At 34.8% G+C, this 15202-nt stretch carries 14 protein-coding genes; 2 read left to right on the forward strand and 12 right to left on the reverse strand.

Going from position 1 to position 15202, the window contains the following annotated elements:
- Nucleotides 1-4 precede the first annotated feature (4 nt).
- From ccoN to ACQY56_RS00530, 8 genes are all read right to left on the reverse strand, one after another.
- The gene (gene ccoN, locus ACQY56_RS00495) at nucleotides 5-1486 is read right to left on the reverse strand and encodes a cytochrome-c oxidase, cbb3-type subunit I (protein ID WP_428737392.1); all 1482 of its coding nucleotides are present in this window, start codon (nucleotides 1484-1486) and stop codon (nucleotides 5-7) included.
- A 223-nt stretch (nucleotides 1487-1709) separates the two neighbouring features.
- Nucleotides 1710-2846, reverse strand: a complete 1137-nt coding sequence (carA, locus tag ACQY56_RS00500; RefSeq protein WP_428737393.1) for a glutamine-hydrolyzing carbamoyl-phosphate synthase small subunit — start codon at nucleotides 2844-2846, stop codon at nucleotides 1710-1712.
- 1 nt (nucleotide 2847) lies between these two features.
- Entirely contained in the window at nucleotides 2848-3399 is a 552-nt protein-coding gene (locus tag ACQY56_RS00505; RefSeq protein ID WP_428737394.1) for a DUF507 family protein, read from the reverse strand.
- Nucleotides 3400-3461: 62 nt separating this feature from the next.
- Nucleotides 3462-3971, reverse strand: coding sequence for a MotE family protein (locus tag ACQY56_RS00510; RefSeq protein WP_428737395.1), 510 nt, complete (start codon nucleotides 3969-3971; stop codon nucleotides 3462-3464).
- Nucleotides 3971-4399 carry a flagellar export protein FliJ gene (locus ACQY56_RS00515; protein WP_428737396.1) on the reverse strand — a complete coding sequence of 143 codons (429 nt, stop codon included), beginning with the start codon at nucleotides 4397-4399 and terminating at the stop codon, nucleotides 3971-3973. Before ACQY56_RS00515 ends, ACQY56_RS00510 begins: the two co-directional genes overlap by 1 nt.
- Before the next feature lie 12 nt (nucleotides 4400-4411).
- Entirely contained in the window at nucleotides 4412-5665 is a 1254-nt protein-coding gene (locus tag ACQY56_RS00520) for an adenylosuccinate synthase (protein ID WP_428737599.1), read from the reverse strand.
- Complete coding sequence (locus ACQY56_RS00525) at nucleotides 5662-6516, reverse strand: ATP phosphoribosyltransferase regulatory subunit (protein WP_428737397.1); 855 nt, start codon at nucleotides 6514-6516, stop codon at nucleotides 5662-5664. Before ACQY56_RS00525 ends, ACQY56_RS00520 begins: the two co-directional genes overlap by 4 nt.
- Nucleotides 6516-7628: a pyridoxal-phosphate-dependent aminotransferase family protein gene (locus tag ACQY56_RS00530; RefSeq protein ID WP_428737398.1), complete on the reverse strand. Its 1113-nt coding sequence runs from the start codon at nucleotides 7626-7628 to the stop codon at nucleotides 6516-6518. The genes ACQY56_RS00525 and ACQY56_RS00530 overlap by 1 nt, the downstream gene beginning before the upstream one ends.
- An 87-nt stretch (nucleotides 7629-7715) precedes the next feature.
- Here ACQY56_RS00530 and ACQY56_RS00535 point away from each other — a divergent pair, with 87 nt between their 5' ends.
- The gene (locus tag ACQY56_RS00535; protein WP_428737399.1) at nucleotides 7716-8483 is read left to right on the forward strand and encodes an undecaprenyl-diphosphate phosphatase; all 768 of its coding nucleotides are present in this window, start codon (nucleotides 7716-7718) and stop codon (nucleotides 8481-8483) included.
- Between the two features lie 155 nt (nucleotides 8484-8638).
- Here ACQY56_RS00535 and rdgB read toward each other — a convergent pair whose 3' ends face one another.
- Nucleotides 8639-9226 (reverse strand): RdgB/HAM1 family non-canonical purine NTP pyrophosphatase, encoded by a 588-nt coding sequence (rdgB, locus tag ACQY56_RS00540; protein WP_428737400.1) that lies wholly within the window; start codon nucleotides 9224-9226, stop codon nucleotides 8639-8641.
- Nucleotides 9227-9291: 65 nt separating this feature from the next.
- On the opposite strand from rdgB, the gene ACQY56_RS00545 reads away from it, so the two are divergent.
- Nucleotides 9292-10617 (forward strand): MFS transporter, encoded by a 1326-nt coding sequence (locus tag ACQY56_RS00545; protein WP_428739729.1) that lies wholly within the window; start codon nucleotides 9292-9294, stop codon nucleotides 10615-10617.
- Between the two features lie 4 nt (nucleotides 10618-10621).
- Here ACQY56_RS00545 and ACQY56_RS00550 read toward each other — a convergent pair whose 3' ends face one another.
- The 3 genes from ACQY56_RS00550 to thrS form a co-directional block, all read right to left on the reverse strand.
- Nucleotides 10622-12745 carry a methyl-accepting chemotaxis protein gene (locus ACQY56_RS00550; protein WP_428737402.1) on the reverse strand — a complete coding sequence of 708 codons (2124 nt, stop codon included), beginning with the start codon at nucleotides 12743-12745 and terminating at the stop codon, nucleotides 10622-10624.
- Nucleotides 12746-12868: 123 nt separating this feature from the next.
- Nucleotides 12869-13360 carry a translation initiation factor IF-3 gene (infC, locus tag ACQY56_RS00555; RefSeq protein WP_428737600.1) on the reverse strand — a complete coding sequence of 164 codons (492 nt, stop codon included), beginning with the start codon at nucleotides 13358-13360 and terminating at the stop codon, nucleotides 12869-12871.
- A 23-nt stretch (nucleotides 13361-13383) separates the two neighbouring features.
- Nucleotides 13384-15192 carry a threonine--tRNA ligase gene (thrS, locus tag ACQY56_RS00560; protein ID WP_428737403.1) on the reverse strand — a complete coding sequence of 603 codons (1809 nt, stop codon included), beginning with the start codon at nucleotides 15190-15192 and terminating at the stop codon, nucleotides 13384-13386.
- Between the last annotated feature and the right edge of the window lie 10 nt (nucleotides 15193-15202).

Raw genomic sequence — 15202 nt, forward strand, 5'->3', positions numbered from 1 at the left:
CTTCTTAAGCGCCCATAGGCGATGCAGATTTAAGCTCAGACTCTTCAACAGGACGAGCAGACATAGTTTTATAGATGTTATAAGCAAACATAACAAAACCAATTAGGTATAAAGCACCACCAACAGCACGAATTGTGTAGTATGGGTGAAGAATCGTTACAGTATCAATGAAAGAGTAAGCCAAGTTACCAAACTCATCGTGAGCACGCCACATCATACCTTGAGTGATACCTGCAATCCACATTGAAGTGAAGTATAAAACGATACCTAAAGTTTGAATCCAGAATTGTGCAGCCATTAAACTTTTTGAATATAACTCACGTTTAAATACACGTGGAGCCATATGGAAAAGCGCAGCCATAATCATAAATCCAACCCATCCAAGAACACCATCGTGAACGTGACCAACAATCCAGTCAGTAAAGTGTGCAATTGCATTAACTGATTTGATTGATTGGATAGGTCCTTCGATAGTTGAGAACATATAGAAAGTTGAACCTAAAATCATGAACTTAATTAATGGAGACGCTGCAACTTGTTGCCACTCACCCTTCATAGTAAGAAGCATATTGATTGCTGAACCCCAAGATGGCAAGATAAGGATAACTGAGAAAATAGATCCCATTGTTTGCATCCAATCTGGTACAGTAGAATAGATTAAGTGGTGACCACCAGCCCATAAATAAACGAACATTAATCCCCAGAAAGATAGTAAAGAAAGTTTATAAGAATAAACTGCTTGACCAGACTCTTTTGGTAAGAAATAGTAGATCATTGCAACAATAGGCACTGTAAAACCAAATGCAACCGCATTGTGACCGAACCACCATTGAACTAACGCATCATTTGTACCAGCATACATAGATACTGAGTGATACCATGCACCAACACCACCAGAAAGGAAATAAGTTGGAACTTCCATATTGTTAAATAGATAAAGCATAGCAATACCTAAGAACATTGCAATGTAATACCATACAGAAATGTATAAACTCTTCTCACGACGCATACCAATAAGACCGAAAATACTAATACCAGAAAGTACCCATACCACAACAACTGCGATATCGATTGGCCATTCAAATTCAGCATACTCTTTTGAAGTAGTTATACCTAAAAATAGTGATACAACAACTGCTACTACAACTAAAAGATATATCCAAAAGTGAAGTTTTCCAATAAACATTAAAAATTTTGATTCAGCCATTGATACTTTAAGTACACGTTGACCAACATAATACCAAGTAGCCCAAATACCACTTAATGTAAACCCGTAAATAACTGCATCTGTGTGCAGTGGACGAAGACGACTAAAGTTTGTAAATTCATTAAGACCTAAACTTCCAAGTATTGTGTTAACACCAGGGAAAGCAAGTTCAAATGCTAAAATTACACCGATGAGCATACCTACAAATCCTAAAAGAACTGTAGTAAGCATAAACATCTTTGCAACCGTATAGTCGTACTCTAATGGACGATTCTCCATATATAGCCTCCTTAAGATTCAAAGCAATTAAGTTTAACTTTACTTTAAAAAGCAAAATTAAGCTAATTAACACATGTATATTAACAATACAAATGTTTAATTAATCTTAAATTTAACACTTTTGTAACAATTTATTAACTTTTTGTTTACTTTGGAAATTTTATATATACTTAAGCTATAATTAATAGTAGAAGATGTGATAAGTTTTTATTATTTTAAAAACTTATCTTTTAATGAGAGAAAGGAACTCAGAGAAAATATATCTACTTTCCTTTGGACCAGGGCTTGACTCGGGGTGATGTTGCACAGAAAAAATTGGTTCATCTTTATATTTTAAACCCTCAATTGTTCCATCAAAAAGATTTGTATGTGTTATATCTGCAATCTCTACAATGTTATCTGGAACATTATAATTATGGTTTTGCGCAGTGATCTCTACAAAACCTGTTTTTTCATTTTTTACTGGGTGATTTCCACCATGGTGGCCAAATTTTAATTTAAATGTATCATACCCATGTGAGATAGAGAGTAATTGATGCCCTAAACAGATACCAAACATAGGAACTTTCGCAGCTATAAGCTTTTTAATCTGCTCTTGCTCTTTTTTTAGAACTAACGGATCACCAGGACCATTTGATAAAAATACACCATCAATAAGTTTGTTATTGTATTTTTCGATTAAATCCTCTGCAATAAAATCATTAGGGATCACTTCAACACCAATTCCTGCTGATACAATCTCATTTAAAATATTTCTTTTAACTCCAAAATCTATAACTGCAATTTTTGCTTGTTGTGTTGGAGCTTCATCGTACTTAAACTCTGTTGCAGCGTATGTACTTTGCGAATGCACATAAGCCTCTTTTGTACTTACTTGTTCTATATAGTTAACATCTTCAATACGAGGAGAGCTTTCAAGAACTTTTTTTAACTCATCTTTATCGCTAATCTCAGTTGATGCGATCATCATCATCGCACCCTCTTTTCGTAACATCTTTGTTAAAAATCTTGTATCAATGTCACAGATTCCCATCACATTATATTTTTCTAAAAATGCTGCTAGTGAATCCTCAGCACGGAAGTTTGAGTATCTATCTTGATATTTACGAACTAACATCCCTTTTGCATGTGCTTTTAGGCTCTCCATATCCTGATCGTTTACACCAACATTTCCAATCTCTGGCATTGTAAATGTCACGAATTGACCAGCATATGATGGATCAGACATAATCTCTTGGTATCCTGTGAGTGAAGTATTGAAAACTATCTCTCCAACTTCTGTTTTTGATGCACCAAAACTTTTTGCCTCAAGGTATGTCCCATTCTCAAGGTAAATATAAACGTTTTTTAATTCTGCCATTTTACTCCATACCTCTTTTTAATAGCTCTTCTTTGTATAGTTTTTCATAAAGGATTTCAAACTCATCAGTTCCAGGGATAAATTTACGTTTGTATGAGCGAATTTTATCCATTACCGCATCTTGAATTTCTGATGTATCTGCAATAAATGATGTAATTGAGTTATAGATAACATTTTTTACACGGTTTTCTGAAACATCAAAGTGGATAAGATCTTCTTCGTAGAGTTCATCTAAAATCTTGTGTGAAATATCTGAAAATCGCTCATCATAGTCAAGTATAACATCAAATTCAGGTGCTAGTTTCTTTTTAATCATGAAGAAAAGTTGACGCTCATCAGCTAACATAAACTCAATCTCTTCTTCATTAGCCTCAATCATCTCATTTACTTTTTCTTCAAGCGCCATCTCTTGTTTTACACTATGCTCAAATATTTTTTTAGCTTCTACTGCTACAGCTTCAAGCCCTTTAGTCATAGTTACAACACCACTTCTATTTAAATCAATCGCTATTTTATCTGATATATGGGGGATAGTTTTTAGTGATATTTTCATGATCTATGACCTACTTATTTAAGAAATTTAGCAATTTTACAATAAGTTAGGTAAAATTTTGATTATTTGGATAAAAGTTGTGTTAATTCAGACGCTTTTGTTGCATCCATTTTACTTAATATTTTTCCAATTATTTGCGGTTTTAATGTTTGTAGTATATTTGCAGCTTCTTCAAGTGGCATGTCTGCCAAAACAGAAGCTGCAGATGCAGGTTTCATTTTTGCAAATGTTTGAGAAACTTTATCTAATTTTGTAGATTTTAACTCTGCTAATGCTTTTTCATTTTTCTCTAACATCGCTTTTGTATTTTCTTCTCTTTGCTTAATCTCATCAAGTTTTTTATTAACCGCTTCTTCTTGTTGATTGAGACGTGTTTCTTTCTCTTTCAGTAATGCTTCTGTTGCAGTTTTTAGTGATTGAAGCGCTTGTTTTTGCTCATCTATACGCTCAAGTTCAACTAAAAGTTCACTCTTTCTTTGTTTGAAAATCTCTGTACACTCAAAAAGTTTATCACTTGTCTCCAAAGCAAATATAGAGGTAAAAAATAAAGATAGAATAACTAAAAATTTCACTATGCAGACCTTTGTTTGTTGTTATTGTGAGTTATTAGAGCTACTTCATCTAACTCTTTTGCCTCTTTTATTTTCTCTTTTCTTTTAATAGCTTCAACCTCTTGCACTTCCAAATATTGAAACTTTTCATATTCTATCATATCACGTTTAAGTTGCTCTTGTGCCTCTTGAACCTCTTTAGTTGCAAAAGCTAACCACTCTTCATTATGACGTATTAATGAGCGTTGTAGGTCAAGAAGTGCACGGCTTGAAAGAAAGTCAGAAACAAGTCCACTTTTTGGACTTTGGAGTTGTTCTAATTGGGAGAGTGACTCAGTGAGTGCTTCTTTTGCATTATTTCGTGCAAAGTTTTTTGTCTGTAAAACACGCTCACTCTTTTGCATAATGTTTTTTTTAACACTGACTAAAGAGCTATAGCGTGTCTTCATTATGGGTTTTCCTTATAGGATTATTGTGTCATCTCTCTCTGGCGATGTTGATATTATACCAACTTTTGTTTGAGCTACCTCTTGGATAACTTTTACATACTCTTGCGCTGATGCTGGAAGGTCTTCAAATCTTCTTACACCTACAGTTCCACTCCAGCCTTTGAATGTTTTATATATCGGTGTAACATTTTCAAGATCACTTGGAACATAATCGATCTCTTCACCGTTATATTCATACGCTACACACACTTTTACTTCATCAAACCCATCTAATACATCAAGCTTCATAAGTGCCAACTCATCACATCCATTTAAACGTGAAGCGTATCTCGTAGCTACTGCATCAAACCAACCACAACGACGAGCACGTCCTGTTGTTGTTCCAAACTCATGCCCTTGCTCACCTAGTCTTGCACCATCTTCGCCTAAATCTTCAGATGGGAATGGTCCATTTCCAACACGTGTACAATACGCTTTTACGATTCCTGTTACTTTACCAATATCTTTAGGATTGATACCAAGACCTGTACATGAACCTGCACTTACAGTTGAGCTTGAAGTTACATACGGATATGTACCATGATCAATATCAAGCATTGTCCCTTGAGCACCTTCTAAAAGTACTTTTTTATTCTCTTGGTCAAGTGCTTTCCATAACATCTGTGTAGTATCTGTAATGTGTGCTGAGAGTTTCTCTTTAAAGCCGTTTAACTCAGCTAAAAGTTCCTCTTTATTTGGAGCTTCTATATCTAAAACATCAAAAATAGCTTTGTTTTGTGCAAAGTAGTCTAAAATTTTGCTACATAACGCTTCTGGATTAAGTAATTCACCCACACGATGACCGATACGGTTAATCTTATCTGAATACGATGGTCCGATCCCTTTTCCAGTAGTTCCTATCGCTTTATCACCTTTAAGACGCTCTTTTGCTTGATCGATAAGTGCGTGATATGAAAGGTTTAAATGTGCTTTATCCGAGATAAAAAGACGACCCTCTAAAGCTTCAAACTGCTCCATCTCTTTGATAATTGACTCAGGTGATACAACTACACCATTTCCAACTACATTGATAGCTTTAGGGTTTAATACACCTGATGGGATAAGGTGGAGTGCATATTTTACACCATCAACCCAGATAGTATGCCCAGCATTGTGACCACCTTGACTTCTACATACCATATCATATTCAAGAGCAAGTTTATCTACAATCTTGCCTTTTCCTTCATCACCCCATTGTATTCCAACAATTACGTCCGCTTTCATTATTTCCCTTTACTTAATTCTTCACATAGAACATCTGTATAGATTGCAAAACCTACAGATGTTAGGTCATCACTTTTGTATTTTCCACCACGAGCATATACTTCATTATCTACTATCGCTCTAAAAAACAGCTCATCATAATAAAGCATTTTTGCGTAATACATTGGTGCTAAAACAACTTTATCGTAACTTATTTCATTACAAAGAGCTTTCATTTTTTCTAGCTCACTCTTAATCTCTTGCGGTACTACACTTAAAAGTTCATCTATTTGATGTGGGTATTGCAGATATACAAGTTTACTCAACCACTCAACTTTTAAAGATAAAAATTTGTCTATATTTATATGTCTAAAATCATCGATGATAAGCTCTTCAAACATCGAAGCGATAATTTTTGCAATCTTAATATTTGAGATTTGTACAAGTGGTTTCACTTCAAGTTTTTCAAAAATCTCTGTTGCGATATTAAGCACCGATGCTAGATTTGTCTCACCCATATACTCAACACCAACTTGGTTTTGCTCAGTTGTAGGGTACTTAAATACAGGCTGAATATAAAACCATTTTTTCTCATCTGTATTTGCACCTAATCTCTTTTCAATAATGCGCACAACGTCGATAGTTGAGTCAGCACGAAGAGAGAGTGCATTGTTTTTCTCATCATTTAAACGGATAAGCTCTTTCTCATCAGCAATAGATTGATGTTGATGGTATGAAAACACAGGTGTAACTATCTCTTCATATCCATTTGCATCTAAAATATCACTTGCAACTTTTTCAATATGACGTTTTACTTTAGCAGATTTACCAAAATAAAGTTTTGAACCGTTAGGTATTTCGTGCTCTAAAATCATTACTTCCCTAAATTAAATGTTACTTCGTTAAAAATTTTGTTTGCCGTTCCATCATACTTACGACGACCTAATTTGTCAAGTGCAAGTTCAACTGCATTTACAACCCAACTCATCTCATAATCATTGATCAGACCCATTTGATTGATTCTGAAAATTTTTCCTTTAAGATGATCTTGTCCACCTGCAACATTTACTTGCATCTCTTTTTTCAGAATACTTCTGATCTCATTAGCATTTTCATCATCAATTGTAGTCATAGACATTGCTGGAGTTTTCGGATATACGTGAAGTCCAAGAGCTTCCATTGCAGCCTGTACAGCTTTTGCACGTATAACAGTTTTAGCATATAGTGTTTCAACTCCACCCTCAGCCTCGATCGTCTCTAAGATTTCTAAAAGACCGATGATTAAAGTAGTCGCTGCAGTATAAGCAGTTGTATTTTCACGTTGTTTTTTGATCTCACTTGCAAGGTTTAGGTAATAACCTCTCCCTTTTCCAATTTTGTCAATTGCAGCATTTGAAAGCCCAACAATTGCAAGTCCAGGAGGAAGCATTAACGCTTTTTGACTCCCTGCTAAAATAGCATCGATATTTGTTACATCAATCGGTTCAACACCCACAGCCGTAATACCGTCAGCAATAATCATGATGTTCGGATTTACAGCTTTTACCGCTTTCGCCAACTCTTCAACAGGATGACGTAGACCACCTGCAGATTCACTAATTTGCACTGCAACAGCATCAATCTCAGGATTTGCCTTAATCGCTTCAACAACTGCATCAACACTTACAGGTGTATCCCACTCATTTGTGATCTCAACTTGTTTTAGACCATGAGCAACAGCTATCTTTCCAAAACGCTCACCGAATTTTCCAGAGTTCACGTTAAGTAAAGTGTTGTGACAAAGGTTGATAACTGCAGCTTCCATAACCCCTGTTCCACTTGAAGAAAGCATAACTACCTCATCAGTTTTAAAGAGTTTAAACAGATGGGAGCGAGTTTTTTCAAAAATAGCTTCAAATTCAGGTGTACGGTGGTGGATAGTCTCCTTACCCATCGCATCTCTAACATTTTGTGGTACTGGAGTTGGTCCAGGTGTAAAAAGTAACATTTCTTTTTCCTATGTAATATAGATGTTTAAAAACAAAACCTCGAATTATATCGAAATTAGTTTAAATTCTATGTTAAAATTCTTTTTATGGATATATTACAATCAATCATTATGGGAATTATTGAAGGCTTTACAGAGTTTCTTCCAATATCTTCAACGGGGCATTTAATCGTTGCAAGTGATTTACTTGGAATTGATCAAAATAGTGTCACAAAAGCATACGAAGTTATCATCCAGTTTGCAGCAATTTTAGCAGTTGTTTTTAACTACAAAGAGAAATTTACAATTAAAAAAATCAACTTATGGAGTAAAGTATTTCTTGCTTTTATCCCGATCGGAGCTGTAGGGTTTTTATTTTCCCATCAGATCAAAGAGCTTTTTAGCGTAAACGTGGTTGCCACTATGTTTATAGTTGGTGGCGTTATCTTTTTAATTGTAGAAAAATTCTACATCCCACAAGAGACACATTTAATTGATGATGTGGAAAAAGTACCTCTAAAAAAAGCAATGTGGATCGGTTTTGCACAAATTTTTGCCCTTATTCCAGGAACTAGCCGTGCGGGTTCAACTATTATAGGTGCATTACTTGTAGGACTTAGTCGCAAAGCTTCTGCGGAGTTTAGTTTTTTACTTGCATTTCCAGTTATGAGTGCAGTAACAGGGTATGATCTATTTAAACATTATCACGAGTTTTCTTCGGCAAATTTAGAGGTTTTAGCAGTTGGTTTTATTGTTGCTTTTATCGTAGCCTACTTAACAATCAAACTCTTTTTGAAGTTTTTAGAACGTTTTACATTTGTGGCTTTTGGAATCTATAGAATTTTATTTGGAGTAATCTTGCTTCTTTGGAACTAATTTTGCTTGTTATCTTGCAATGTTAACAGAGTAAATTTTTTTCTTTTACACTGTGAAGGAGCAATATCATGCAAAATATTCGCAGATATAACACTGACCTACATTTAATTCTTATTAAGTTCGAAAACTTTTTTTATAAAGTAAGTTGCAAACTTTTATAGAGTTTGCAGTACGCAACGAGCGAGTTTTAATGCTTTCGAGCGATGAGACAGCTCTTTTTTTATATCTTCATCCAATTCACCCAGAGTTTTATCAAATCCCTGTGGTATAAACATCGGATCATATCCAAAACCACCATCACCGATTGCCTCTGTAATTGCAGTTCCATACATCCAACCATGTACCGTTTTTTCTTTGTTTTTTGTCACGATCGCAATTGCAGCCGTATAGTGTGCAGGGGATGATTCCACCCCTTTTGCTTTTATGTCATCGATCAGTTTATACAAGTTATCTTTATCGTTTGCATTTTCACCAGCATAACGAGCACTATAAATTCCAGGAGCACCACCGAGTAGATCAACACTAATTCCACTATCATCAGCGATAACCACAACATCTTCATCATCCAATGCTTTATACACAGCTCTTGCTTTTATAAGAGCATTTTCTTTAAAAGTATCTGCATCTTCTATAATCTCAAAAGGCTCAATTAGATCAGTATATGGGATAACCTCGTAAGCTTTACATAACTCTTTGATCTCCCTAACTTTACCTTTGTTCGATGTTGCGAGTACTAATTTCAAATTTTTTCCTTACATTTATAATTAATAACTATAATTGCGGAATTATACTATAAAGAGGGTTCATAATGTTTAAAAAAGTTTTACCGCTTTCTTCTATTTTATTTCTTAGATTTTTAGGGTTATTTTTAGTTCTTCCAGTGTTATCTGTTTATGCACTTGACTTAGAGGGTGCTACACCTTTTTTAGTTGGTGTAATCGTTGGGGGTTATGCACTTACACAGGCAATTTTTCAAGTACCTTTTGGTTCTATGAGCGATAAGATTGGTAGAAAACCAACTATCCTTTTTGGTCTACTTATCTTTTTAATTGGTTCGCTTATCTGTGCATATTCAACAGATATCTACACACTTATGTTTGGTCGTTTTTTACAAGGTGCTGGAGCAATCGGTGCAGTTGTTACTGCAATGATAGCCGATCTTGTTGAGGAAAAAACGCGTGGACATGCTATGGCGATTATGGGTGGGTTTATCGCTATGAGTTTTGCAGCTGCTATGGCTCTTGGACCAGTTTTAGCTTCCAGTTTTGGAATTAGTGCGATCTTTTTTATCACTGCTGTACTTGCTATTATCTCTATAATCATTCTTTTTACAAAAGTACCAACACCTCCAAAAATTAAACATATATACAATGAAAATGCTTCAACATCAGATATTTTAAAAGACCCAAACCTTTTAGGGATGATCATCATTAACGCTATGCAAAAAGGGTTGATGACTGCTGCATTTGTTGTCATCCCTGTATTTTTAACAAAACCAGAGTATGGATTTGGTTGGGAGAAAAGTGAGCTTTGGATGGTGTATGTTCCAGCTATGATTGCAGGGATACTTGCTATGGGTCCTGCTGCTGTATTTGGCGAGAAAAGAAATATCCCTAAACAGATTTTTATGCTAAGCATCGTACTCTTTGCTGCATCATTTTTAATGATGGGTCTAACATCTTCAAGCGGTGTTTTTGTTACTGCCGTAATTTTATTTTTTATCGCATTTAATATGATGGAACCACTTGTTCAGTCTATGATCTCAAAATTTGCAAAAGTACACCAAAAAGGTGCAGCACTTGGTATCTCAAATTCAGCTGCATATTTTATGACATTTATTGGTGGTACATTTGCAGGACTTTATTTAGATATCAGCTCACGTGAAACTTTAGGGCTGACTATCGGTATTATCAGCATTTTTTGGTTACTTTTTACTGCAATTAAAATGAAAAACCCTATTAAATATTCTCACTTTATCCAAGCAGAACACGAGATAGATTTTGATAAATTAAAAACTTTGGAGAGTGAACATATCGCTGAATGGTTTATAAATGAAACAGAAAAAGTTGTAGTTGTGAAGTATCACCAAGAACAACTCAGTGAAGATGAACTTAAAGCGAAAATATCGCTTTAAATTCTTACTTTTGTTGCAGTGTATCTAAGAGTTCAAATAACTCTATAGATGCACTTTCAACCTCTTCGAATAATTTTGTCACTTTCTTTCTATCAATCTTAGCACTTCTTAAAATATCCATCGCCTCTTTCACATTAGCATGGATTTGATGGTGTGGTTTATCTATATGTGAGAATGTATCTGCACGAGAGAACTCTGTTTTACCTTCACCTACATACCATTTACCTAAATTACAAGAATGATGATCGCTTACAGACTCAAGAGCTTTATTTGCAAACATTGCATCATATGCACTATTTTTAAAGATAATATGATCTATTTTCATAGAACTTAATTGTAACTCTTGTTCGATTAAATGATTTTCCTCTTTTATCACTCGTGCATTTTCGATAAGTTTACTTAGAATTGATCTAAACTCATCAAGTTGTTCTTGAGAAGAGTTTGCATATTCTTGAATTTTTTCACTATTTTCTTCCATAGTCACAGAGTTTTGTTTAAGGATATTGATATTTACTTCAACCTCTTGTGTCGCTTTTTGAGTACGTTCAGCTAGTTTTCTAACCTCATCAGCAACAACAGCAAAACCACGTCCATGTTCACCTGCACGTGCAGCCTCGATAGCAGCATTAAGTGCAAGTAAGTTTGTTTGATCTGAGATATCTTTAATAAGTGAAGTTACAGTAGAAATTTCATTTACATTTGTACTTAATTGTTCTGAAGAATCTCTTGTTTGCATTATCATTTCTGAAATATTTGCAATCGTTTCCATAACCTCATTCGTCGTTATAGTCACCTCTGAAATAACTCCTGAAGTATCATCATTAAGTACATTTACTTCCTTAATAGTTGTAATATTATTTTCCATACTCACTTTGAGATTATTTGAACCTTTTACACTTCCATTAATCATCTCATGTGCTAAAGAGATATTTAACTGACTTTTATCCATTAACTCTGAAACTTCTTTTGCTTTATTATTTGCTTCTACAGCTCTTGTCTCCGCCTCATGTGCAAGTTTTTCAACTTTCTCTATAAAAGCATTAAAACTTTTACTTGCATGCCCTAATTCATCACAAGACGCTACAGGAAGACGTTTTGTTAAATCCGCATCACCTTGAGCTAATTCACTTGCAACATTATCAAGGTTTTTGATCGGATCAGTAACTGATTTTTTAATAATAAACATTAAAAATATTAGGATAAAGAGATCAAGAAAAGTCATAATATAAAACTGTCTAAGAAGTGCATCTTCTGAATGTGATATCACTTCATTGACATGTTCTATCTTATCTCCAATGAGTGTATATGCGATAACCTTTCCTGAAAAGTCTTTAATAGGCTCAGAGATAATAAAATAGTTATCTGTTATTTGAAACTGCCCTTTAGCGATATCTACACTATTTAGTTCAGCTAAAAAGTTAGGATCAATATTGTTTTCTTTTACAGCCAAGGTATAGTTTGAAATTTTCTTTGCATCTTTTAATGCTGTTGCAATAGGAAGATACTCATTTTTCATCACAATCGCTACATCATAATCGTAGTTTTGTTTTGCTACACGAACGATAGAATTAAGTCCTTGCATAAACTCAACTGAACCTATATATTTCCCATTGTCAAAAATAGGTGCTAAACCACGAAGTACTAAACCAGCACGCCCTAATTCAATCGCAATAATTGGTTCTTTTTTCGCTTTTACACTATTGATCGTTTCACGAAAACTACTTAAATCATCCCCATATTTTTCAGGTTTCCATGCACGTAAAAAACTGTGTACATTTGCATCGTGAATATGCACTTTTATATTTTTGTAGTCTGTATTTTTCTTAAAAAGGTCTGAGAATGTTTTTAACCCATTGATCGCTATAGTTCTGTTATTTTCTACTAAAGCTTTTACAACACTATAGTTTTGAGAGATGTTAATCGCATTTGTAATCCCTATGTTTTCCTTCGATTCTATTGAATCTGTAAAAAAACTTTTTAGACTTTTCACTTCTTTGTTATATACATTCTTTTCCAATTCTGCACTTGATGAGAAAAAGTTAATAATTATAATAACTGTTCCTATTAACATTGACATAATAAGAGGAATGTGAATTTTCTTGCTTATTGAGAGAGATTTTAAATCCATAGTGCCATCCTAGATTTTGTTTTATTCTATAAAATAATCTTATATGGATTTATATTTAAAAGTGCTTAAAATAAAAAGTTTTGTGGGATTGTGGGAAAAATTTCCCACAAATATATTGTGATGTTATTTTTTTGGAATTACATACATGTTATAGTATCGACCCTCAAAACGTGCTTCTTTTTCAAGAGTAGCAATATCTTCGATCATAGGCCAAACATGTTCTAGAACTTCTTTTGCAGCTTCAGGATGAGCCATTTCACGCCCTTTTAGAAATACTCTAAATTTCACGTGGTACCCTTTTTCTAAAAATTCACGTGCATGTTTTACTTTATATGCAACATCATTTTCAGCAATTTTAACAGAAAGCTTAATCTCTTTGACAACAATTTTTACTTGATTTTTACGTTGTTCTTTGAGTTTTTTCTCTTCTTGGTATTTATATTTACCATAGTCCATAATTTTTGCAACTGGTGGTTTTGCTTGTGGAGCGATTAGAACTAAGTCTAATCCCATTTCATTTGCTTTTTCCATAGCCTCATCTGTTGAGATAATCCCTAAAGATTCTCCACCATCTAAATTACATCTTACCTCGCTAACGCGAATATCGTCGTTCATTATGACACGATCTGTCTTTTTACTCAAAAATTTACCTCATTAATTTTAGTTTGAATCTGTCTCAGGAATTCCTCCTCACTTAAGCTATACTGCTCACGACTTCGTCTATCACGAATAGAAACAGTTTTGTTCTCGATCTCTTCATCACCGATAACTACGATCATTGGAACACGTGTTTTTTCTGCAGTTCTAATTCTTTTATTTAAAGAATCATTCTTAGCATATATCTCACTATCGGCATTTATATCGATAAGTTTATCCGATAAAACCTTAGCGTAATCTTTATGAGATTCTGCCACAGGAACGATAGCAACCTGTGTTGGAGCAATAAACATAGGAAATTCTCCAGCATAATGCTCTGTTAAAATCCCGATAAATCTCTCAAAAGATCCCAAAATTGCACGGTGAATCATAACAGGCTGGATTTTTTCATTTCCTTCACCGTTATACTCTAACTCAAAACGCGCTGGAAGGTTATTATCTAACTGTACAGTTCCACATTGCCACTCACGACCAATAGCATCTAAAATTTTAATGTCTATCTTTGGACCATAAAAAGCACCACCACCTTCATCTATTGTATATGGTAAGTTGTGCGCTTCCATTGCATTTTTAAGGGCTTGTTCAGATTTTTCCCAAACTTCTGCATCTCCAACAGCTTTTTCAGGTTTTGTCGAGATCATCATCTTGTACTCAAAACCAAATGTTGTCATGATCTTATCTACAAAATCAACAACTTCAATGATCTGCTCTTCAATCTGATCAACTGTACAGAAGATATGCGCATCATCTTGTGTGAACTCACGAACACGGAAAAGTCCATGTAGCGCACCTGTCATTTCGTGACGATGCACTACACCATACTCAAAAAATTTCAGTGGAAGATCACGATACGAGCGTAAATCCTCTTCATATACTTTAATATGACCAACACAGTTCATAGGTTTTACACCAAACTCGATCTCATCAATATTTGTAAAGTACATGTTCTCGCCGTAGTTTTGGTAATGCCCTGAAACTTTCCATAAGTCACTTCTTAGCATCTCTGGACCACGCACTGGCTCATACCCACGTTTACGGTGTGCTTTAAATAGAAGTTGCTCTAATCTTGCACGAAGACGCCCCCCTGCCGGAAGCCAGATCGGAAAACCAGCCCCAACTTCTTCACGGAACGTAAAAAGTTTCATCTCGTGCCCAACTTTACGGTGATCACGTTTTTCTGCTTCAGCCATCATATCAAGATATGCTTTGAGCTCTTCTTTCGTTGCAAAAGCTATACCATAGATACGAGTCAGCATCTCATTTTTAGAATCACCCCCAAGATATGCACCAGAGATTTTTGTAAGTTTGAAGTTTCTGATAAGCCCTATATTTGGTAAGTGAGGACCACGGCAAAGGTCTTCAAACTCCCCTTGTTTATAGATAGAAACTTCATCACTTGGGATCATATCAAGTACTGCTTGTTTAAGATGATCTGCTTCAAATTTTTTACGCGCTTCCTCTTTTGTAATTGAGTATTTTTCGATCTCATACTTTTTCTTTGCAAAAGAAAGCATCTGCTTTTCTATCTTTTTAAGATCAGCTTCTCCGATCTCAGCTTCTGTTTTAAAGTCATAGTAAAACCCTTCATTTACAGTTGGTCCTACATAAAATTCAGCATCTGGGTAAAGTGACTTGATTGCTTGTGCCATCAAGTGTGCTGTAGAGTGGCGAAGAACTTCTAGTGATTCTACAGAGTTGTCTAACTCTATCTCTTCTCCACTTACACCACGCTCCTGTGCAGTTACTAAATCTAATATTTCATCGTTGTGTTTTATTGCTATTGCACTCAAAATTTATTTC

The organism is Sulfurimonas sp. (assembly GCF_050296975.1).
Taxonomy (GTDB): domain Bacteria; phylum Campylobacterota; class Campylobacteria; order Campylobacterales; family Sulfurimonadaceae; genus Sulfurimonas.